At 71.7% G+C, this 21,129-nt stretch carries 18 protein-coding genes and 1 pseudogene; 10 read left to right on the plus strand and 9 right to left on the minus strand.

Annotated elements, in window-relative coordinates; genetic code table 11:
• Window positions 1-117 precede the first annotated feature (117 nt).
• Window positions 118-798 (plus strand): GPP34 family phosphoprotein, encoded by a 681-nt coding sequence (locus ACH4E7_RS33480; RefSeq protein WP_396252914.1) that lies wholly within the window; start codon window positions 118-120, stop codon window positions 796-798.
• Window positions 799-997: 199 nt separating this feature from the next.
• The gene (locus ACH4E7_RS33485; RefSeq protein WP_396252915.1) at window positions 998-1,909 is read left to right on the plus strand and encodes a hypothetical protein; all 912 of its coding nucleotides are present in this window, start codon (window positions 998-1,000) and stop codon (window positions 1,907-1,909) included.
• Between the two features lie 458 nt (window positions 1,910-2,367).
• Here ACH4E7_RS33485 and ACH4E7_RS33490 read toward each other — a convergent pair whose 3' ends face one another.
• From ACH4E7_RS33490 to ACH4E7_RS33505, 4 genes are all read right to left on the minus strand, one after another.
• A complete protein-coding gene (locus ACH4E7_RS33490) occupies window positions 2,368-3,831 on the minus strand; it encodes a lyase family protein (protein WP_396252916.1) in 1,464 nt (487 codons plus the stop codon).
• Entirely contained in the window at window positions 3,824-5,011 is a 1,188-nt protein-coding gene (locus tag ACH4E7_RS33495; protein ID WP_396252917.1) for an MFS transporter, read from the minus strand. Before ACH4E7_RS33495 ends, ACH4E7_RS33490 begins: the two co-directional genes overlap by 8 nt.
• Before the next feature lie 32 nt (window positions 5,012-5,043).
• Window positions 5,044-5,703 carry a GNAT family N-acetyltransferase gene (locus tag ACH4E7_RS33500; RefSeq protein WP_396252918.1) on the minus strand — a complete coding sequence of 220 codons (660 nt, stop codon included), beginning with the start codon at window positions 5,701-5,703 and terminating at the stop codon, window positions 5,044-5,046.
• Window positions 5,704-5,787: 84 nt separating this feature from the next.
• Window positions 5,788-7,569 (minus strand): FAD/NAD(P)-binding protein, encoded by a 1,782-nt coding sequence (locus tag ACH4E7_RS33505; RefSeq protein WP_396252919.1) that lies wholly within the window; start codon window positions 7,567-7,569, stop codon window positions 5,788-5,790.
• Between the two features lie 550 nt (window positions 7,570-8,119).
• Between ACH4E7_RS33505 and ACH4E7_RS33510 the strand changes: the two genes are divergently transcribed.
• Window positions 8,120-9,646, plus strand: coding sequence for an FMN-binding glutamate synthase family protein (locus ACH4E7_RS33510; RefSeq protein WP_396252920.1), 1,527 nt, complete (start codon window positions 8,120-8,122; stop codon window positions 9,644-9,646).
• 48 nt (window positions 9,647-9,694) lie between these two features.
• On the opposite strand, the gene ACH4E7_RS33515 is transcribed toward ACH4E7_RS33510, so the two are convergent.
• A complete protein-coding gene (locus tag ACH4E7_RS33515; RefSeq protein WP_396252921.1) occupies window positions 9,695-10,906 on the minus strand; it encodes a citrate synthase in 1,212 nt (403 codons plus the stop codon).
• Between the two features lie 139 nt (window positions 10,907-11,045).
• On the opposite strand from ACH4E7_RS33515, the gene ACH4E7_RS33520 reads away from it, so the two are divergent.
• Window positions 11,046-12,197 carry a citrate synthase/methylcitrate synthase gene (locus ACH4E7_RS33520; protein WP_396252922.1) on the plus strand — a complete coding sequence of 384 codons (1,152 nt, stop codon included), beginning with the start codon at window positions 11,046-11,048 and terminating at the stop codon, window positions 12,195-12,197.
• 276 nt (window positions 12,198-12,473) lie between these two features.
• On the opposite strand, the gene ACH4E7_RS33525 is transcribed toward ACH4E7_RS33520, so the two are convergent.
• Window positions 12,474-14,048: a sialidase family protein gene (locus tag ACH4E7_RS33525; protein ID WP_396252923.1), complete on the minus strand. Its 1,575-nt coding sequence runs from the start codon at window positions 14,046-14,048 to the stop codon at window positions 12,474-12,476.
• Window positions 14,049-14,206: 158 nt separating this feature from the next.
• Window positions 14,207-14,653: a DUF4231 domain-containing protein gene (locus tag ACH4E7_RS33530; protein ID WP_396252924.1), complete on the minus strand. Its 447-nt coding sequence runs from the start codon at window positions 14,651-14,653 to the stop codon at window positions 14,207-14,209.
• Between the two features lie 170 nt (window positions 14,654-14,823).
• Between ACH4E7_RS33530 and ACH4E7_RS33535 the strand changes: the two genes are divergently transcribed.
• The 6 genes and pseudogenes from ACH4E7_RS33535 to ACH4E7_RS33560 form a co-directional block, all read left to right on the plus strand.
• Complete coding sequence (locus tag ACH4E7_RS33535) at window positions 14,824-15,000, plus strand: protoglobin domain-containing protein (protein WP_396252925.1); 177 nt, start codon at window positions 14,824-14,826, stop codon at window positions 14,998-15,000.
• A 370-nt stretch (window positions 15,001-15,370) separates the two neighbouring features.
• Window positions 15,371-15,790 carry a TOBE domain-containing protein gene (locus ACH4E7_RS33540; RefSeq protein WP_355671621.1) on the plus strand — a complete coding sequence of 140 codons (420 nt, stop codon included), beginning with the start codon at window positions 15,371-15,373 and terminating at the stop codon, window positions 15,788-15,790.
• A gap of 96 nt (window positions 15,791-15,886) precedes the next feature.
• Window positions 15,887-16,870, plus strand: a complete 984-nt coding sequence (locus ACH4E7_RS33545) for an aldo/keto reductase (protein WP_396252926.1) — start codon at window positions 15,887-15,889, stop codon at window positions 16,868-16,870.
• Window positions 16,871-17,113: 243 nt separating this feature from the next.
• A complete protein-coding gene (locus ACH4E7_RS33550) occupies window positions 17,114-18,439 on the plus strand; it encodes a peptide ligase PGM1-related protein (protein WP_396252927.1) in 1,326 nt (441 codons plus the stop codon).
• Window positions 18,440-18,462: 23 nt separating this feature from the next.
• Entirely contained in the window at window positions 18,463-19,407 is a 945-nt protein-coding gene (locus tag ACH4E7_RS33555) for a zinc-binding alcohol dehydrogenase family protein (protein WP_396252934.1), read from the plus strand.
• Between the two features lie 145 nt (window positions 19,408-19,552).
• Window positions 19,553-19,806, plus strand: a pseudogene (locus ACH4E7_RS33560) (helix-turn-helix domain-containing protein); the annotation flags it as partial.
• Between the two features lie 145 nt (window positions 19,807-19,951).
• On the opposite strand, the gene ACH4E7_RS33565 reads toward ACH4E7_RS33560, so the two are convergent.
• Together ACH4E7_RS33565 and ACH4E7_RS33570 are read right to left on the minus strand one after the other, a co-directional pair.
• On the minus strand, window positions 19,952-20,305 hold the full coding sequence (locus ACH4E7_RS33565) for a hypothetical protein (protein ID WP_396252928.1): 354 nt from the start codon (window positions 20,303-20,305) through the stop codon (window positions 19,952-19,954).
• 120 nt (window positions 20,306-20,425) lie between these two features.
• Window positions 20,426-20,626, minus strand: coding sequence for a hypothetical protein (locus tag ACH4E7_RS33570; RefSeq protein WP_396252929.1), 201 nt, complete (start codon window positions 20,624-20,626; stop codon window positions 20,426-20,428).
• Window positions 20,627-21,129 lie beyond the last annotated feature (503 nt).

Consider the following 21,129-nt stretch of genomic DNA (forward strand, 5'->3'; position numbering starts at 1 on the left):
CGCGGAGGCGGCCGGGGAACCGGGCCGGGCGGGCGGGCGTTGCTGGCTGAGGACACCCGGGCGCGGCGATTGGTAGGCGCGCCGGGTGGCCGGTCCGAACAGGGAAAGGAATGGCACATGCACGTCACCCTCGCCGAGGAGCTGATGCTGCTCTCACTGGACGACGAGTCCGGTGTGGCGAAGGACGGTTCGAACGCCGGATGGGCGGTGGCGGGAGGCCTCCTCGCCGACCTCGCGCTGGCCGGCCGGGTTGCGCTCGACGAAGGCCGAGTCAGCGTCACCGACCACACCCCGACCGGCGACCCGCTGCTCGACGAGCGCCTGGAGCGGCTCGCCGAGTGGGTCGGGCGCAAGGCTCCCGGCAAGGCGAAGGCGGCGGACTGGCTGACCAAGGACCACCCCACGGCGGTCCGTGCCACCGTGCGGCGGCTGTGCGAGCGCGGCCTGGTGGTCGAGGAGCGCCACCGGCTCCTCGGTCTCTTCCCGGTCCGACGCTATCCGGAGGCGGACGGCTCCGTCGAGCGTGAACTGCGCGGGCGACTGGCCTCCGTGATCCGGCATCACAAGGCGCCCGACGTCCGCACCGCGACCCTGATAGCCCTTCTGCACGCCGCCCGGCTGCACGGTCTGGCCTTCCCCGACCTCCCCCGTGCGCGGGTCGAGCTGCGCTTCGCGGAGATCGCCGCGGGCGACTGGGCGGGCGAGTCCGTCGGTCAGGCGATCCGGAACATGCGCGTCGCCGTCGCGGCCATCACTGCGGTGACCGTCGCCACGGCCGCCACGGCGGCCGTCAGCTGACGGCCGACAGCCCCGGGCCTGCCTCAGGGCGGGCGGGCCCGGCCGGCTCAGCGGGTGGTGCAGCCCGCGATCGCGACGCGGCGGCTTCCCTTTCCGTTGTCGATTTTCCGTTATCGACGCCGGGCCTTTCGGATCTCCTGGGCATCGCGGCCTGATCGGCCGAAGGACGCAGGAAGGGCTCGCAGTGAGCAATCGTTGGATGGGACACCGTTTCCTCTGGGCCTGTTCCCTCGTGCTGGCGGTCGGTGCGATCGCCCTGCTCGTGCTGCCCGCGCGAAGCTCGTCCGCGCACTCGGAGCGCTCCGCCATGCCGGGTATGGACCACGGCATGGCGGGGATGCCCGGCGCGGTGTCATCCGGCGTGACCGGCATGGCGGGGATGCCCGGCATGACGACCGGAGAGGGGCTCGCCGCCGAACACGACGGCTACCGCCTGGACTCGCGGGCCACCGGCCTCCCGGTCGGCCAGGCGGTGAGCTATCCGTTCACCGTCATGGGGCCGGACGGGAAGCCGGTCACCGACTTCGCCGAAGTCCAGAGCGAACGACTGCACTTCTACGCGATCCGCTCAGACCTCACCGGCTATCAGCACCTGCACCCCACGATGGCCGCCGACGGCACCTGGACCGCCGACCTGGCCGCCCTCGAACCGGGCGACTGGCGGCTGTACGCCTCCTTCACGCCGAACACCGGCCCCCGCAAGGGCGGCGAATTCGTCCTCAGCCGCACCGTGACGGTGCCCGGCGACGCCAACCCGGCGCCACTGCCCGCCGCCACCGACAGCACCACGGTCGACGGGTACACGGTCGCCGTCCGGGGCGACCTGACGGCCGGCACGGCAGGCCCGCTCACCGCCACCATCAGCGAGAACGGCCGGCCGGTCACCGACCTCCAGCCGTACCTCGACAGCTACGCCCACCTCAGCGCCTTCCACGAAGGGGACCAGGCACTGGCCCACCTCCACCCCATCACCCGCGTCGACGGCGACCACGGTGGGCCGACGCTGAGCTTCTACGCCCTGCTCGGCAAACCCGGGAACTGGCGGGTCTACCTGCAGTTCCAGACTGACGGGCGAGTGCACACCGCGGTCCTCACGCTGCGCGTCGGCTGACGCGCGCCAGGGTCGTCGATCTCCCGGACGGCGACTCGGGGGGCGCGTCGGGGGGCACCCGCGAATCGCCGGGACCCCCGGGTCGGGTGGGCGGGTTCCCGCCGGGTCGCCAGGTGTCCGGTGCCGCGCGGTAGCGTTACGTGGATATGACATGTACGCTGCGTGTCGCTGGTAGAACAGAGGCGGGCCTGGCCGTCACTCCGTGGGGGGAGTCACGCCCAGGCCCGGTCGCCGGCCAAGGGCCCGGTTGTGCTCGTGGGGGAGCTTCAGCCGGGCCCGTCGGTGGGCTATCGATGGTATGCCCGGGCGAATGCTGTTTCAGTCATGACAATTGGTCGGCGTCGGCCTGTCCGCACTGTGGCTCGGGCGAGCCCTGTCGTGGAGAGCACGAGTGGCCCTGATCCACGACCGGTGACGGTGGTGGATCAAGGCCGGCCGGACGTCCGCCCGCGCGGAACTCACCCGGCCAGTTCGCCGAAGCTCGCCTCCATCGCGGCCTCCGCCGCACTCAGGCCCCCTGCCACCGAGTCGATCCACGACCTGTCGGCCCGGACCGCCTCCCGCGCCGCCGCGAGCATCCGCTGGAACTCGGCAGGCTGCGGGCCGCCGAGTCCGCGGTAGGAGGCGACCATGGCCACCGGGTCCAGTGCGCCACGGAACTGCGCCTCGGTCATCGGGAGTTCATCGCCGACGATGCTGAACCCGACCGCGATCTCGCGGTAGAGCCGCTTGGCCTCGGCGAAGTCGAGCCGCTCCACCGTCAGTCCACCGCCGCGCCCGTACGTGACCAGAGCGGAGGCGAACCGATGGCCGACGTGGAAGGGGATGTCGAAGTCGCGTTGCAGGACGTTGGCCAACTCCGAGGTCGTCGAGTAGTCGGACCGCACCTCGTCGAGCGCGGCCTCCTCGTTCAATCGCAGCCCGCCCACGATGGCGTTCACCTCCCCGAGCAGCGCGATGGTGCGGTCGAGGGTTCGCTGCGCTTCGGCCCGCTTGTAGTCGGTCAGCCCCGAGCACACGTTGTGCGCGGCGAGCGCCGTCGAGACCCCGTCGCCGATCACCTCGCTGGCCAGCAACCGAGCCCGGTTCAGCGCGACCGGGTTGCGCTTCTGCGGCATCAAGGTGCTCGGGCTCAGCAGGTCGGTGTTGTCCAGGGTGATCCACGGCCGCGCGTGGTGGTACTGCGCGTGCACGTCCTGGATGAACGTCCCGATCGACAACGCCAGTGTCATCGCACCCGCCGCCACCTCGAACCCGACGTCGATCGGGGAGAGTTGGGCCGCGTCGAAGGAGTTCTGCACCGGCGCGTCGAAGCCGAGCAGCTCGGCCAGCCGTACCCGGTCGACCGGGAAGCTCGAGGTCGCCAGGGCGGCCGCCCCGAGCGGGCACAGATTGACGCGCGGATAGGCCTCGGCCAGGCGCAGGGCCGAGCGCCGAAGGGTCGCCTCGTAACCGAGAAGGAGGTGCCCGAAGGTGGTGGGTTGGGCCTGGACGCCGTTCGTGTAGGCGGGCACGATCGCCGACCCGTACCGCTCGGCGAGGGTGAGCAGGCCGGCGCGCAGCTCACCGAGCCCGCGATGGACCAGGACGAGGCGGTCTCGCAGCAGCAGCCGGTAGACGGTGGGCAGCATGTCTTGACGGCTTCGCCCCGAGTGGATGCGGGAGCTGTCCGGTCCCACCAGCCGCCGTACCAGTGGCTCGACGTGCAGGTAGTCGGTCGGCCGGTCGGCCCCGGGCGCTTCGGCGTCGGAGGCGACCTTGGCGATCGCGGCGGCCGTCCGGGCACCGACGTCCCGCGGCGCGATCCCCTCCTCGACGGTCATGACCGTCGAGGCCTTGTCCAGCTGGCAGAGCCAGTAGAACGTGTCCCGTCCGTTCAGGTCGGCCGGACGCAGGTCAGGCCGGGCGGTCGGATCAGTCATAAGCGGGCTCCTCGATTCGATGGGGTCGGCCGGTGCCGGCCGACCAGGCGGCGAGCGCCACCAGGGCACCGGCGCCGACCACAGCGGCCAGCAGGCCGACGCACGCGCTCCACCCGGCGGCGGTGTAGAGGGGGGACGGTGCGACGGCGCCGATGCTGCCGCCGGCGTAGTAGGAGGTCAGGTACAGCCCGACCGCGCTGGACTTGGCGGGCCCGCCGGCTTCGGCGGCATAGCCGATGGCGCAGGCCTGGCCGGAGAACACTCCGGTCGACGAGGCCGCCAAGCCGACGATCACGGCTGGGGTGGACGGGATGAGGGTGAGGCCGAGACCGGCCAGGGACACCAGGCTGACCAGGACGAACGTTCTGAGCCGACCGATGCGGCTGATCAGGCGGCCGGTGAGCGGCGTGACGACCACCGCGACCAGGAAGACGGCGAACACCGCGCCGATCTCGAAGCTGCTCAGTCCGAACGGCGGGTCTGCGAGGAACATCCCCGCGTAGGTGAACGACCCGACCTGAAGGAACAGGATCGACGCCCCGATGAAGCAGGTGCCGAGCAGCCGGGTGTTGCCGAAGTGCCGGCCGATGCCCTGCACGCTCGCCAGCAGCGAGTCCGAACGCTGGAACCGCCGTTCCCGGGGCAACCAGGCCGCGGTCACCGCCAGTGTCACGAGCAGCACGAGAGCCATCCCGATGAACGAGGACCGCCAACCGAAGTGCGCGGTCACCGCGCCCGAGAGGAATCGCCCGCAGAACCCGCCGAACGCCGTGCCGGAGACGTAGAGGGCGTTCGCCCCCTGCGCCGCCGGACCGGTGCACTCCTCCGCGACGTAGGAGACCGCGACCGCGAAGACGAACGGGATGAACAGGCCCTGAGCGAACCGGCACACCAGCATGGCGGCGAAGCTCCAGGCCACCGCGCAGGCGAGGGTGGCGGCCAGCGACGCGGCGATCGCCGTCACCATCACCCGCTTGCGGCCCAGGTAGTCCGAGACCGAGCCGGCGAACGGCGCCATCACCGCGACGCCCAGTGTCGTCGCGGTGATGGTCCAGGTGCTCTGTTCGACGGGTACGTGCAGGTCCCGGGCGAGATCGGGCAACAACGGCTGGGTGGAGTAGATGTTGAGCAGTGCGCACAGGCCGAGCAGGAAGACGGCGGTCTCGGCCCTCAGTGACATCGACCCGGGGGCGGCGTCAGGATCACGCGACACTATGCCGACTCGGCCGGCGAACCGGACGCCGGCTCGGCTGCCGGCGACGTGCCGGCGCGGTCGAGCATCCAGGTCAAGTGCCGCCTCACCGCAGGCCATTCGCTGGTGATGACGCTGTAGTAGCAGGTGTCCCGCAGGGTCCCGTCCGGCAGGATGAGATGGTTGCGCCAGATGCCCTCGAGCTTCGCCCCGAGTCGTTCGATCGCGCGCCGGCTCGGAGCGTTGAAGAAGGCGGTCCGGAAGCCGACCGCGATGCAGTCCTGCTGCTCGAAGGCGTGCCCGAGCAGCAGCAGTTTCGCCTCGGTGTTGAGCGAGGTGCGCTGCACGCTCCTGCGGTACCAGGTGTGCCCGATCTCCAACCGGCGGTTGCCGGCGTCGACGTTCATGTAACTGGTCATGCCCGCGATCCGACCGTGGGCGTCGAGTACCGTGAAGGGCACCATCCGTCCCTCCTCGGCGAGTCCGAGACGCCATTCGATCTCCTGCCGCATGCCGTCGGGGGAGGGCACCGCGGCGAACCAGGTGTCCCAGACCTTTCCGTCCTCGACGGCCTCGATGAGCTGGGCCTCGTGCTCGGTTTCGAGCGGGATCAGCGTGACGTGGTCGCCCGTTGCCGTGAAGGGCTCGATCCATCGGACACCCTGCTGGGTGGTGGTCATGGTTGTCTCCAAGGGAATCCCGGCCTTCAGGCCGGGGAGATGAGGGCCCCGGCCGAGGGCGGGGGAGGATCATCGGGGCGGACGTCAGGCCTGCCGCTCCGTCAGGGCCGACGGGCCCGCTGCGGTGGTCGAGTGCTGCGGGGGCCGCTGCGGCCTGAGCAGGTGGTCGACCATGGCCTGGACGGCCGCGGCGGCATCCGCGGTGATCCGGGAGTCGATCCCGGGAGCCGGCAGCATGTTGGTGAAGTAGTGCGGGCCTTCGGTGATGTGGCCGAGCGCGCAGATGTTGGGCACGACGGAGCCGTTCGCGTCGATCAGCCGTCCGGCGGTGTCGATGTCGAAACCACCGGGCCGGAACCAGCCGTTCGCGAAGGGGCGGGCGTGTCCGGCGGACAGGAGTGACCGCGTCAGCGGCGAGGTGTCCTGCTCCGGTAGGAACGGATCGACACTCGCTCCGACGAGCACGTCACAGCGGGTCGACGGCGAAGACTGCAGAGCGCTCTCGAGGACGAACTCGGCGCTGTCCGGGTCCAGTCGGGCCGTTGCCCCCGGTCCCGCCCCGAGGCGCAGGATCCCGCTGCCGAACAGCGCGCGCCACTCGAGCGATCGGGAGGCGGGTGGTCCGGCCGCCACCGCGTTCATCATTGGGGCGTACACCTGGCAGAACCTCTGGTGCGAGGCCGGTGTCAGGCCTCGGTGCTCGACGGCCCGCCGGAGCTCGTCCCGCAGGTCGCGCAGGGCGTCGGCGGCCGCCTTGACCGGGTTCCGCAGATTTCCCTCGGCGGCGCGACGCTCGTCCGTCCCGAGGAAATCGACGAGTGCCGACTGGTATTCCCCGAGCATCCTGGGCCGGCCCGGCTCGGGGCGGCGGAGTACGGACTCGACTTCTCGAAGGTCCGATATTCCTCCGACCGATTCGGCGGCCGTTCGCAGATCGGCCCGCAGCAGGGGAAGCAGGTGGCTCTCGAAGTCGAGCCGGCCGTTGGTCAGACGCAGGTTCCGCAGCTCGTCCGCCGTCAGGAACGAGGGCCGGTACACGTCTGCCGGCGTCTTCTGGTTCACTGCCCGGGGAGAGAAGATTCGGCCACTGCGCGAGTAGACGTGAATCCGCGGCTCGTCCCCACTGGGACGGTAGGTCAGCTCCCCGTCCGATCCCGGCACGAACCGTCCGCCGCGTCCGACGGTCAGACTGGCGACCGCGTCGATCGCCGACAGCCCCATACCGCGTACGGCGACGCGCGCGCCGGGCTCGATGGTGTCGAGTTTCTGCAGCGGATAGCAGTTTCGGATGTAGCGCAGCCGGGGGTTGGCCCGGTGATGGTCGGCGACGAACTGCTGGACCGACTGGTCTTCCGTCGTCGGGTGGTTCGTCCCGTGCCCGGTGGTGAGGAAGACGAAGTCCGCGGCGACGATCGCGCCGTCCGACAGGTTGAGGACCCAGGATCGGTCCCTCAGTGCCCGCAGCGTCTGGGCGGTCGCCCGGTGCTCATGGATCCTGATCGTGTCAGGGGCCTGCCTGCGCAGGATCCGGTAGGAGTGGGCCAGGTAGCGGCCGAGGACGCTGCGCGGCAGGTAGGTGTTCTCGGGCACGCCGGCCCACTCGGCCAGGCTGGGGCCGGAGATCGGCTGCCCGGCGGCCTTCGAGTCGCCGGTGCGGAACATCGTGACCTGACCGGCGACGGTGTTCATGAGCAGATGGCTCGGCTGGCTCGGGTGATGGGCCCCCGGGCCCGGATGATTCGGGTCGATCAGGTGAATCGACAGGCTGTCCCAGTGGATCGGTGATAACCCACAGATTCGTTCCAGAACACTGAGGCCGCGTGGGCCTCCGCCAACGATGGCAATGGAGACGTGCTTTGAAGTCACAGTAACCCCGAGGGTAAGTAGGTTGACCGAACGGCGAATGACTGACGTGCTCTGAGCGTTCTCATGGCGAACTCCAAGTCGTCTGCAGCGACATCCGTGTCGACGTCTGCGTGAGTAGTACGGGCACGTTCAGTCCGGCCTCGAAGGGCCGGTGGGCCTGGGTCGCGCCCTCTCCCTACCGTAAACGGGTAGCGCACGAATTCTGGTTCAACCTCGGAAATCAGCCAGAACGCGGCTCTGACGGTGAGTTGGGAAAGGTGCCCCTGGAACCGCTGGGACGCGAGTGGGGCGATGAGGCTGTCGGGGCGTGGCCTCCTCACGGAGCGGCGCCTGAGCATCCGGTGCCGGAGACCATCCCCTCGCCCCGGCCGGGGCGAGGACGGGCCCCGGAGCAGCCCCCTGGCCGCAGGCCTCTCGGCGAGGCCTCTTACCATCATTTCGCACCATCGACGGACGCTGCCGCCCGGCCGTGTGCCCGCCGTCCAACAGTCAAGACGACCCAACGGCTCCACCGCACGGCGATGGCGCCGTGCATCGAGGAGGAACGTCCATGCAAGCCCGGAAGATCGGCGCGGCCGCCGCGACAGCGGTGGCGCTTCTGGCTGCCCGCGACCTCATCCAGAAGAGGCACGCACTGCTCCGGAACTTCCCGGTGATCGGGCACGCCCGGTACCTGTTGGAGACGATCGGGCCGGAGCTGCGGCAGTACATCGTGACCTCCAACGAGGAGGAGCGCCCGTTCAGTCGTGACCAGCGCACCTGGATCTACGCGTCGGCGAAGGAGGAGAACAACTACTTCGGTTTCGGCACCGAAGTCGACGTCGAGCACGTACAGGGGCACGCCTACCTGAAGCAGCGCACGTTCGCCGGCTCGCTGCCCGACGCGCACGACCCGCTCGCTCCACTGCCCTCGGCCAAGGTGCTGGGCGGGCCGCGCGGGCGCGCGAAGGCGTTCCGGCCGACGAGCGTGGTGAACATCTCGGCGATGAGCTTCGGATCGCTCTCCGGCGCGGCCATCACGGCGCTCAACAAGGGGGCGGCGCTGGCGGGCGCGATGCACAACACGGGCGAGGGTGGCCTCTCGCCGTACCACCGCAACGGCGGTGACCTCGTCCTTCAGCTCGGCACGGCGTACTTCGGCTGCCGCAACGAGGACGGCAGCTTCAACCTGGACAAGCTCAAGGACGTGGTCGCCGGCGCCCCGGTCAAGGCGATAGAGATCAAGCTCTCCCAGGGCGCCAAGCCGGGGCTGGGCGGGATGCTGCCGGGCGCGAAGGTGACCCCGGAGATCGCCGGGATCCGCGGCATCCCGGTCGGCGAGGACTGCGCCTCCCCGTCGCGGCACACCGCGTTCAGCGACGTCGACTCGATGCTCGACTTCGTCGAGTTGCTCGCCACCGAGACCGGTGTGCCGGTCGGGGTCAAGAGCGCGGTGGGGGAGATGGGCTTCTGGCGGGAGCTGGCCACGCTGATGGCGCGTGGTGACCGTGGGGTCGACTTCGTGACCGTCGACGGCGGCGAGGGCGGTACCGGGGCGGCGCCGCGGATCTTCGCCGACTCGGTGTCGCTGCCGTTCCGGATGGGCTTCTCCCGGGTCTACGGCACCTTCGCCGAGCTGGGTCTGACCGACGATCTGACCTTCATCGGCTCCGGCAAGCTCGGTCTGCCCGAGAACGCCGCGGTCGCCTTCGCCCTGGGCGCCGACATGATCAACGTGGCCCGTGAGGCGATGCTGTCGATCGGCTGCATCCAGGCGCAGAAGTGCCACACCGACAAGTGCCCCACCGGCATCGCGACCCAGAACCCGTGGCTGGCCCGCGGGCTCGACCCGGCTTCGAAGGCCGACCGGGCCGCCGCCTACCTGCGCACCCTGCGCAAGGAGTTGATGAAGGTCTCGGCGGCCGTCGGCGTCGCCCACCCGGCACTCATCACCGCCGACGACATCGAGATCATGAACGGCGACTACGAGGCCCGGACCCTGGCCGGCGTCTACGGCTACAAGGACGGCTGGGGCGAGCTCGGCCCGCACCTCGCCGACGAGATCACGGCACTTCTCGCCACCGGGCCGACAGCATGACCTAGGGCCGTCCTCAGACTCCCGCCTGCGGGAGTCTGAAGACAGGCCTCAGGGGCGCGGCCCGGTGTAGCCGCCGCGGGCCCGCATCCGCAGCGGCTCCTCGCGGTACTCCTCCACCGCGTGGGCCAGCCAGCCCGGAGTGCGGGCCACCGCGAAGACCACCTCGCCGGCCTCCGCCGGCAGCCCGGTGGCCAGCGCCATGGCGGCCAGTGCCAGGTCGATGTTGGCTCGAAGCGCCGGTCGCCCGGCCGGGCCCGCCGCCGCCTCCACCTCGGCGACCGCCGCCACCACGGCCGCACCGCCGTCGAGCCGGCCCACCGCGTCGAGCAGCGCCACTGCCCGGGGGTCGCCCTCCGGGTAGAGCCGGTGGCCGAGCCCCGGGATCGGTCGGCCGGTGCGCAGATAGTCGGAGACCACCGGCACGGCGCCGCCGGCCAGCACCTCGCCGAGCATCCGGTGCGCCAGCGGGCTGGCCGCGCCGTGCAGCGGGCCGTCGGTGGCGCCGAGCCCGGCGGAGACCACCGCGTACGGATGGGCCCGCGCCGAGGCCGCCACCCGGGCCGCCACCGTGGAGACCGCCAGCTCGTGGTCGATGAGCAGCACCAGGGCGCGGTCCAGGCAGGCCAGTGCCTCGGGCGTGGGCGCGGCGGTGGCCAGTCGGCTCCACAACCGCGCCGCCAGCGAGGCGTCGGGCCCGGGGTCGGGCGCGGTGCGCGGCAGCGCCTCCACCATCCCGGCGATCAGTGCCGCCCCGGCCGCGTGCACGGTCTGCTCGCGCAGGTCGAAGCGGAGCGGGTCGAGCGCGGCGGCGACGGTGGCCGAGATCCGCAGCCGGTCGGGCAGCCGGATCCCGTCGGGCAGCGCGGCGGCGGCCCGGGCCAGCGCCTCGGCGGTGGCGGGCGGCACCCGCAGCACCACCGGGGCGTCGGTGCCCAGCCCCCAGAGCCAGCCGATCGCGGCCTCGAACCCGTGCCGGGCGGCGAGCTCGGTGGCGTCCCGGCCGCGGTAGTAGAGCCGGCCGTTCTCGATCAGGGTCAGCCCGGTCCGCACCGTGACGGGTTCGCCGGCGGCGGCCGGGCGCACCGCGGTGCGGCGGCCGCGGGCGGCCAGCTCGGCCACCTCGCGGGCGTCGAAGGTGCTGCCCTTGCCGCCCGGCGCCCGCTCGCTGCTGAGCTGGCCGCGGCTGGCATAGGCGTACACCGTCTCCACCTTGACCCCGAGCTGCTCGGCGACCTGCTGGGTGGTCAAGCGTTCGGCCATGGTCTGCCCTCGTCCTCGTACCGCGCCTCGATGATGATCCATAGTATTCCACATTGATTTCAATCAACGTTGACAATGTGGATCAATGATCGGAGAGTACAGAACGTCACCCGAAGCACCCATCAGAAGGGCTGCCGCCATGCCGAGCACCACCGAAATCGAGGTCCCGCGCGGCCTCAAGGGCGTCGTGGTCACCGAGACCGAACTCAGCGACGTCCGCGGGCTGGAGGGCTTCTACCGCTACCGCGAGTACTCGGCGATCGAGCTCGCCGAGCAGCGCACCCTGGAGGACGTCTGGCAGCTGATGCTGCTCGGCGAGCTGCCCGGGGCGTCCGACCGCGCCGCCTTCCTGGCCCGCACCGCACCGCTGCGCCGACTGCCCGACGCGCTACGCCCGGTGCTGCCCGCGCTGGCGGCGAGCACCGCGCACGGCGGCCCGCTCACCGCCCTGGGCGCCGCGCTCTCGATCGCCGCCGCCGACCGCGGCATCCGGCCGCTCTACGACACCGCGCCCGACCGGCGGGTCGAGGACGCGCTGTTCGCCACCGCGCTGGTGCCCACCATCCTGACCGCCCTGCACCGGCTGCAGCGGGGCGAGCAGCCGGTGGAACCGCGCGACGACCTCGGCTACGCGGCCAACTACCTCTACATGTTGACCGGCGAGGAGCCCGAGCCGGCCAAGGCCAGGGCGATCGAGCAGTACCTGATCTCGACGGTGGACCACGGCTTCAACGCCTCCACCTTCACCGCCCGGGTGATCGCCTCCACCGGGGCCGACCTGGTGGCCTGCCTGGTCGGCGGGCTGGGCGCGCTCTCCGGGCCGCTGCACGGTGGCGCGCCGAGCCGGGCGCTGGACACCCTGGACGCGATCGGCACCCCGGAGCGGATCGACGGCTGGATCCGCGAGCACGTCCTGGCCGGCGACCGGATCATGGGCTTCGGTCACGCGGTCTACCGCACCGAGGACCCGCGCTCCCGGATGCTGCGCGGGGTCGCCGAGTCCTTCGGCGGCGAGCTGGTCGACCTCGCCGTCCAGGTGGAGGCCCAGGTCGAGGCGATCCTGGCCGAGCTGAAGCCGGGCCGCGAACTCCACACCAACGTGGAGTTCTACGCCGGTGTGGTGATGCACCTGTGCGGTCTGCCCAGGGAGATGTTCACCCCCACCTTCGCCGCGGCCCGCGCGATCGGCTGGAGCGCCAACATCCTGGAACAGGCCGCCGATCCCAAGATCATCCGCCCGTCCGCCCGCTACACCGGCCCGACGGCCCCGCAGCCACTGCCGGCGGCCTGATCGGCCCGGCCCGACCGGCGCCGTCCGTCCCCACCGTCGAGCCCGCATCGCCCGGCGGTGGCGGGACCCCACCCAACCGGCGCACGACCTGACGCGGTGAGGATCCCGTCGGGTGCGCGGAACGACCCGGGAAACGTGGCGTCCTGCGGCTCCGGGCTCAGGAGCCGCAGGACGCGGGGTGTTCCACTGCCGTGGAACCGAGGAGGGGTCAGCCACCGATCACGAGGTCGAAGGCACTGGCCGTGACGACCGTCCCCACGGGCGGACCGAAACGGCTCAGCGCCGCAGGTGCTGGACGGTGCGCGGGCCGGCGGCGTGGGCGGTCCGCGCGGCCGGCGAACCGGCGGCGGGGTTGCGCAGGGTGCCGGGCTTGAAGCGACCGCTGTACACGTCGGTGGAGTTCAACGGGTCGGTGCCGGCGGTCACCATCACCGGGCGGATCTGGTGGCCGTCGTTGATCAGGGCCTGGTAGTCGCCGAGGAAGTGGCCCCCGGCGTAGGGCGCCTGGAGCCAGTCGAAGACCGGCGAGATCTGCCGCTCGACCGGGCTGTTCTCGCCGCCGCGCGGGAAGCTGAGCAGCCAGGCGGCGGTGGGCAGGGTGGTGGTGTTGCCCGGGGTGAGGTAGCGCAGGTCGTAGTAGCTGACGGCGACCGTGCCGCCGGCGGTCACGGTGATGGACGGGGTGAACGCCGGGGCACCCGGCGCCTGGTTGAGCCGGGTCGGGCCGCTCCAGGTCCGGCCGCCGTCCGTGGAGTGCACCAGCTGGATCGCGTCGTACTGGCCGCCGGTGAACTCCGAGCCCTCGTAGGCGAGATAGAGCTCACCTGTCTGCGGGTCGATGGCCACGCTGGGCAGCCCGGCGCCGGCCCGGAGGGACTTGGTGGCGTCGGTGGGCGCGTTCGGGTGGACCTCGGGGACGGAGGTGTCGGCGGTGACCCGGACCGGCTGGCTCCAGGTGCGGCCCTGGTCGGTGGAGCTGACCATGCCGTAGTGCACGTCGCTGACCGTGTTGGCGGTCGCGTCGGTGAAGGTGATCGAGTCGAAGAAGTCGTAGAGCGTGTCGGTCCGGGGATCGACGACGATCTGGTTGCCGATGGTCTGGGTGTTCGGCGTGGTGCCGGTGACCACGAAGGGCTTCGCCTGGGACCAGGTGCGACCGTGGTCGCGGGTGATGGAGATGTAGCCCGGTCCGTCGAAGACCGGCGTGGGCTCGGTGGCCTGGTCGATCCGGTCCCAGACCTGGTAGGCGACGCCCGGGTGCACCGGGTCGGCGGTGACCGCGTTCTTGTCGTCGGTGATCGCCGGGTCGTTGTCACTGATCAGCTCGGTGACGTGCTGCCAGCTGCGCCCGCCGTCGGTCGAGGTGGCGGCGGCCACCGCGCTGCGCGCCGTGGTGGCGTCGAAGATCAGGGCGCTGGCGTAGGCGGTGCCGTCCGGACCGAAGCTCACCCAGCCGTCGGAGGCCCGCTGGTAGGGCAGTCCGCCCGGCGCGCAGTGGGTGAAGGGCAGAGCGGTCTGGGTGAAGTGGACGCCGTCCGTGCTGTAGCTCGAACTCAGGCCCCGGGCACCGCCGTTGGACCAGCGGTCCTGCTGGTAGATGGTGATCGTGTTGGCCGGGTCGCGGGGGTTGGCGGCCGCGTACGGTTCGTCCTCCGCGGACGGGTGGTTGGTGCCGGGGCCGTCCGCGCTGATGTCGCAGGCGGCGTACGGATCGCCGGGCGAGATCAGGGCGAGCGGCGCACCGCCCGTACTCGCGCCGGCCGGGGTGCCGCCCGCGACGACGGCGAGGACGAGTACGGCGGTCGCGGTGGCGAGCGGCGCTCTGGCGCGGAACTGCATGGAGACCCCCATGGTCGTCGGCGGATCGTGCCTGGTGTCCTGGGTGGTGCCGCGATGCTGCGATGTTCCTGCCCGAACGGAAGCTGATGTTCGGTCAGCCGGGGGAGTCTATACAGCCACGGGGGCCGCGCCAACGATCCGGACAGGTCGGATCCCGGGGAGCCGACGGCTCATTGGCTCCCGGACGAGGCGGCGAGCGTGCGGCGCTCCTGCAGCCAACCCTCGCTCAGCTGCGCCCACACGCTCTGGTACTCGTCGAAGAGCGGCTGGATCCGATCGTGGGTGAGATCGGCGGCGGGCGTCGAGGCGATGAGGTACTCGAGCTCGTCGGCGAGACGCTGGAACCGGTACTGGGTCTCCTCCATCAACACCCAGCGCGACCGCCAGTTGAAGAACGACTCGACGGCCCCCAGCAGGGTGACCACTGCCACCAGGGCGAAGGCCAGGCCGGCCCAGAAGTTCAGGCTCTGCAAGCCGAGGATGATCGTTGAGGCGGCGGAGAGCGAGAGCGTCAGCACCTTCAACGCCGAGGAGGCCAGCCGGAAACGCTTCTTCCTCCCTCGGGCGTACTCGTTGCCCTGCCGGATCTTCTCCAGGAGGTGACCGGCGGTCTCCAACGGAGCCAGCCCCGCCCCCACAGGCCCGCTCGATCCCATTGCGCCCCCATCGCTTTCCGTGTCCGACGCCCCCGGCGACTACCGACCGTAGGTTCTCACACCGCAGGACCGTTCGGTCAGCCACGGCGGCGAAGAAGAACGTCACCGACGGCGCGCGGTCCGTCCCACACGTGCCGCTGCGCTACCCGATCGCGTTCATCCACCCGATCACGGCGACCATGCGGCCGTTCCTCGCGGCCAAGGGACACGCGGAGGAGGAGGTCGAGGCGATGCACCAGGCGTGGTTCAAGGCCGTCACGCTCCCGGTGTCGCTGTGGTCCCGCCCGTACGCCGGAGCCGCCTGGTAGGCCGGGCGGGCCTGACGGCCGGCCGGGGCGACCTGCGTGTGGGATCGTGCGGCCGACCCGGCCGGTTCACGTGAGAACTCAAGTGATGCCCCTGCGGATCGGTGTCCCTTGTTCGGTCATGTCGTCCGCAGGGTGAGGCCGATACCGCCGTCGATGGACCCGGCGCGCACCACGACGCCGCCGCCACCAAACTGTTCGAAGAGCGGGAGGCCTGGTCGGCCGCGGATGCGTGCCCTCCGATCTGCGGGCGGATCCGGTGTCGCTCACTCGCACGCGCGACCAGGCCTCTGCAGGCTTCCGACCAGGTGATTACGGTGGTCAACGCAAGGCAGGCAGAGTTCCTGCTCGCCCTCTCGTGAGGTCGGTTCCCATGAGCCTGAGCATCCGCAACCAGTTCCCCGGCACCGTCACCTCGGTCACCACGGGTGAGGCGATGGCGACGGTGAAGGCCCGCCTGGACGGCGGTCAGGAGATCACGGCCGCCGTCACCGCGGACGCGGTGAAGGACCTCGGCCTCGCCGAGGGTGCTGCCGTACGTGCCATGGTGAAGTCCACGGAGGTCTCGCTCGCGACCGGACCGGTGGCCGGTCTGAGCATCCGCAACCAGATCCCCGGCACGGTGGTCGATGTGGCGGCGGGGGCGGCCATGGCGACGGTGAAGGTGTCCGTCGAAGGCGGTGAGCTGACCGCGGCCATCACCAAGGACGCCGCGACGGAGCTCGGCCTGTCGGCCGGCTCGTCGGTCGTCGCGCTCATCAAGTCCACCGAGGTCTCGCTCGCCACGGCGTGACCCACCTCGATGCGGGCGGCCGGGAGCCCTCGCCGGTTCCCGCCCGCTCCGCGTGGTCGGTTCATCGCGTCCCGCGCGGCGTGAGAGGCTCGCCCCATGGAACAGCGCGTACTCGGCCGCACCGGCCGTCCCGTCTCGGTCGTCGGACTCGGCACCTGGCAGCTCGGTGCGGACTGGGGGGACGTCCGGGAGGAGGACGCCCTGGCCGTGCTGGACGCCTCCGTGGAGGCGGGCGTCACCCTCTTCGACACCGCCGACGTCTACGGTGACGGTCGCAGCGAGCGGCTGATCGGCCGCTACCTGAAGGACCGCCCGGACGCGGAGGTGTTCGTCGCCACCAAGTTCGGGCGCCGGGTCGAGCAGCGGCCCGAGCACTACCACCTCGCCAACTTCCGTGCCTGGGCCGACCGTTCGCGATCCAACCTGGGCGTGGACCGGCTCGACCTGGTGCAGCTGCACTGCCCGCCGACACCGGTCTACTCCTCGGACGAGGTGTTCGACGCCCTGGACACCCTGGTCACCGAGGAGCGGATCGCCGCGTACGGGGTGAGCGTGGAGACCTGCGCGGAGGCGCTGACCGCGATCGCGCGGCCGGGAGTGGCGAGCGTGCAGATCATCCTCAACGCGTTCCGGCTCAAGCCGCTGGAGCAGGTGCTGCCGGTCGCCGAGGCGGCGGGGGTGGGGATCCTGGCGCGGGTGCCACTGGCCTCGGGCCTGCTCTCGGGCCGCTACAGCGAACGCACCGTCTTCGCCCCGGACGACCACCGCACCTACAACCGCCACGGCGAGGCCTTCGACCAGGGCGAGACCTTCTCCGGTGTGGACTTCGCGGCCGGCGTCGAGGCGGCGGCGGAGTTCGCCGCGCTCGCGCCCGAGGGTGCGACGGCCGCGCAGACGGCGCTGCGCTGGATCATCCAGCAGCCCGGGGTGACGACGGTGATCCCCGGTGCCCGCAATGTGGCGCAGGCCCGGGCGAACGCGGCCGCCGCCACGCTGGCGCCGCTGTCGTCGGCCACCCTGGACGCCGTCCGGGAGCTGTACGACCGCCGGATCCGCCCGCAGGTGCACGACCGCTGGTGACGGCGACACCGGGCGAGGCGGCTGCGCCGTAGTGGGGGGAGGCCGAACGCCCCGCACATCGGCGCAGGTCAGGGCCCGGTCACCGGGGGAGTACGGCGGGCCGCCGGTTGTTCGGCGTTTTGTTCAATGACCGAGGGCCGAACCAGAACAATCCCGGTGCGCTACACCGGTAGCGCACGCCACATCCGTGTCGTGCGTCGGACCAGGGCCGCAACAGCGCCGAACACCGGGAGAGTCCACCAGATGACGACGCTCTGCATCGCGAACAACCGCACCGAGGAGATGGTCGGGGACCTCACCGGGATGACGCCGCTGGAGCAGCGGTTCGCCGGGTGTGGGGCGCAGCGGATGCTGTGGTGGGCCGAGGACGGTGACGTCCTGGTGCTGCCCTGGGGCCCTGACCCGGAGTACCTGGCGTACGTCACCGGGCTCACCGGCGTGCGGGCCGACAGCCTGACCTTCGTGGTGCCGCCGCCGGGCGAGCAGGGCGACCAGATGCTCACCACCGACCGCCTGGCCGACCCGGGCTTCCGCGCGGAGTTGCGGCGCGCCCTGGACGGTCGCGCCGTCGACGAGGTGCTGGCCATCTCGCCGAACGGCGCGGTGGCCGAGCTGGCGGCCGCGCTCGGTATGGCGCACGCCATGCCCGGCCACCCCTTCGCCGCGCAGGGCGGCAACGCCCTGGTCAACAGCAAGGCGGGGTTCCGGGCGCTGGCCGCCGGCGCCGGGGTGCCGATCCCGCCCGGGACGGTGGCCGGCTCGCCCGCGGAGGTCGAGGCCGCCATCGAGCACCTGCTGGTGCAGGGGCACAGCGTGATGGTGAAGGTGGAGTACCAGGCGGGCGGCTTCGGCAACGAGATCCTCGCCCGGGACGAGCGGGTGGACGCGGCCGGCGCCGAGCGGGTGGTGCCGCTGCCGGACCGGGCGTCGGTGGCCGCGTACGTGGCCGAGCGGTGGACCTGGCTGACCGGCGGGCGCGGCCAACGGGTGGTGGTGGAGCGGTACTTCGCCGACTCCGCGCCGCTGTACGCACAGTTCATCATCGACGACACCGCCGTGGTGCTCTCCGGCTGCGGCGAGATGGTCATGCAACCGGTGGTGATCGGGGAGATCACCCCGCCGGTCACCCCGGACGCCGAGGTCACGGCCGAACTCGTCGACCAGGCCGCCCGGTTGTGCGAGTCGCTGCGGGTGATCGGCTACCGGGGCACGGTCAGCGCGGACGCCGTGCTGACCCCCAAGGGCGAGATCTACTTCCACGAGACCAACGGCCGGCTCACCGGCTCCAGCCACCTCCACGACGCCTACTTCGGCCGTCTGCTGCGCGAGGAGCACCGCGACGCGCGCTACATCCTGGAGCTCGCCGGCCTCAAGGTGCCGTCCTTCGCGCAGGCCGTGGCGGCGATCGACGCGGCCGGCCTGGCCTTCGACCCGGAGACCGGCACCGGCGTGGTGTACAGCTGCGACTTCGCGCCCGCCGACGGCTCGGTGATGTACTGCGTGATCGCCGAGAGCCCGGAAGCCACCCGCGCCCTGGAGACCGGGCTGCTCGCGCTCTTCGCCGGATGAGACCGCACACGGCCGTGAGCGGGATGCGCGCGGTGGTGATCCACCGCTACGGCGGGCCGGAGGAGTTTCGCACCGAGACGGTGCCGGAGCCGGTGGCCGGCCCGGGTCAGGTGCTGATCGACGTCACCCTGGCCGGGCTCAACTACGCGGACCTGAAGTGCCGCACCGGCGAGTACGCGCGCTACCCGCTGCCGGCGGTGCTCGGCGCCGACGTGGTCGGGCGGCGGCGCGGGGACGGGCGGCGGGTCGCCGCCCTGCTGCGCGCCGGCGGCGGGTACGCCCAGGTGGCCTGCGCCGAGACGGCGTACACGGTGGAGGTGCCGGACGCCGTGGGCGACGAGCAGGCGCTCGCGCTGCTGGAGCAGGGGGCGACGGCCTACGGCGCGCTGACCCTGGCGGGGCGGCTGCGGCCGGGCGAGACCGTCGCGGTGACCTCCGCCGCCGGTGGGGTCGGCCACCTTGCGGTCCAGCTGGCACGCGAGTTGGGCGCGGGCCGGGTGCTCGCCATGGCCTCCACCCCGGCGAAGCGGGAGTTCGCGCGGTCGTTGGGAGCCGATCGGGCCCTCGACCCCGAGGATCCCGACCTGGCCGGGCGGATCGCGGAGTCGGGTGGGGTGGACCTGTTCGTGGACCTGGTCGGCGGCCGGGTGCTGCGCGCCGGGCTGGCCGGACTGGCGCCGTTCGGGCGGCTGCTGTCGGTCGGGGCCCGCGGCGGACCGGAGGAGAGCTTCTCGGTGGACGAGCTGGCCGACCGCTCGGCGGGGCTGCTGGGCTTCTGGCTGCACCACGTCCTGGAGGACCGGGCGCTGTTCGCCGGCATCGCCGACCGCCTCTTCCGACTCGCGGCCGAGCGGCGGCTCGTGGCGAGGATCGACCGGACCGTACCGCTGTCCGGGGTGGCCGGGGCGCACCGGGCGCTGGCCGCGCGGGAGACCATGGGCAAGGTGCTGGTGGACGTCCGCCGTTAGGGAGTCGTGTGGATCTCGTCGGCCCTGGCAAAGCTCCGCGAGTCACTCCCTAGTGCTCTGACCGAGAAGGTTCACCGGGTTGGCGCTGGCAGGGCTTGAGCCGGTTGGATGTCGCGAGACGTCTCAACTCGGAGGAACGAGGCGAGTGGCAGAGCCGGTCAGGGTCCGAAGGCTCGCGGACCAGAAAGGCCGGCAGTTACAGCGGATCGTGCGTCGGGGCAGCACGAATACGGTGCGCCACCGGCGGGCGATGATGCTGCTGGCCTCGGCCGGCGGGAACCGGGTTCCGGTGATCGCCCAGCTGGTCCAGGCCGAGGAGGACACGGTGCGCGACGTGATCCACCGTTCGACGAGATCGGCCCGGCCTGCCTGGACCCTCGATGGGCGGGAGGCCGTCCTGCCGCCCACCGCCGGACAGCCGCCCCCCGGACGGCTGCCCCGGAGCCGCCGCGCGGCGGCTCCGGGTAGGGATCGACGCCGACGTCGCGCAGCGCGGACGGTTGCCGCCTTGACAGCGGTCTCCTCGGCGGTGGTCTGGTGGTGGTCAGCAGTGGGTGCGCGCCTGCTTGATGCCCGGTTCGGCACGGTGGATGTCGAAGGTGGTGGAGAACGTCTGCCGGGCGGTGGCGAGTGTGTCGGCGAGCGGCTGGTACTTCGTGTCCTCCAGGGCGGCCACCCGGGCCAGCTCTGCGGCCGTGTTCAGCCGGCCCACCGCGACGTCCCAGGAGTGGTCCGACGAGCCACCGGCCGGCTGGTCGGGCATCCGGTCGGGCAGCATCCGCACCAGCGTGCAGGCCAGCTCGCCGTCGCTGCTGACCTGTCGGCCGGCGGACCCGGCCGAGCTGCAGGCGGCGAGGGCCAACATCGCTGCGATCAATGGAACAAGACGTCTCATCATGTGCTGCTTCCTTCCCCCGGTTGAACGCACCCGATTACCTTAGGGGATGCGCCTCGATCCGGGGCAAGGGTGGCCGGCCGGGTGGTCGGACAGCCAGGTGCGGAGCCGGTCGGGCCGGGTTCAGGTCCACTGCTCCGCTGGCCTCACACCCGGGACCGGCTTGCCGATCAGGGCGAGCGGGACGAAGAAGTTCACCTGCCCGATCGCGATCGTCAGCGTCGCCAGGGCCTTCGGGTCGTAGTGCTCGGCGGCCCGGGCGTAGAGCTCGCCGGTGACCCGCTCGGTGCCGGCCGGGGGCGGGGTCAGGACGGCCTCGACCAACTCCAGGGCGACCCGCTCCGCGGGCGTGAAACAGGGGCGCTGATCCAGGTCGCCACGGCGTCGATCCGTGCCTCCGGCTCCCCCGCCTTCCGCAGCAGGCCCGGTCTGCAGCGCGACAACGGCTTTGGAGGCACGCCGGGCGGGCAAAGTGCGAACGTCCACGCGGCGGCCGAGAGCAGCGAGCCGGCGATGCGAGCCGGATCGGCCGGGCAGGAGCAGCGCGGGCAGCGGCGGGTGGGCGACTCCATCGATGGGGCGGTGTGCTCGGTGATGGTTGCCTGACGGCCGGCCGGATGCACCGACGGACCGTCACGAAGTCTCTAGTAGGGCTTTGTTAGGTACCCCGATTGATTGTCGTCCGGTAGGTTGTGATCTTCTGTCAGGTGTGACACCTGAGGAGATGGAGACGGTCCGCCCGCGCTTGGAGGCGTTCGCCGCGGAGATGCTCGGTTCGCTGGCGCGGCGGGACCAGCGGGCCAAGGGCGAGCTGTATCTGCGCGGGC

The organism is Kitasatospora sp. NPDC018058 (assembly GCF_044327205.1).
In the GTDB taxonomy this organism is placed as follows: domain Bacteria; phylum Actinomycetota; class Actinomycetes; order Streptomycetales; family Streptomycetaceae; genus Kitasatospora.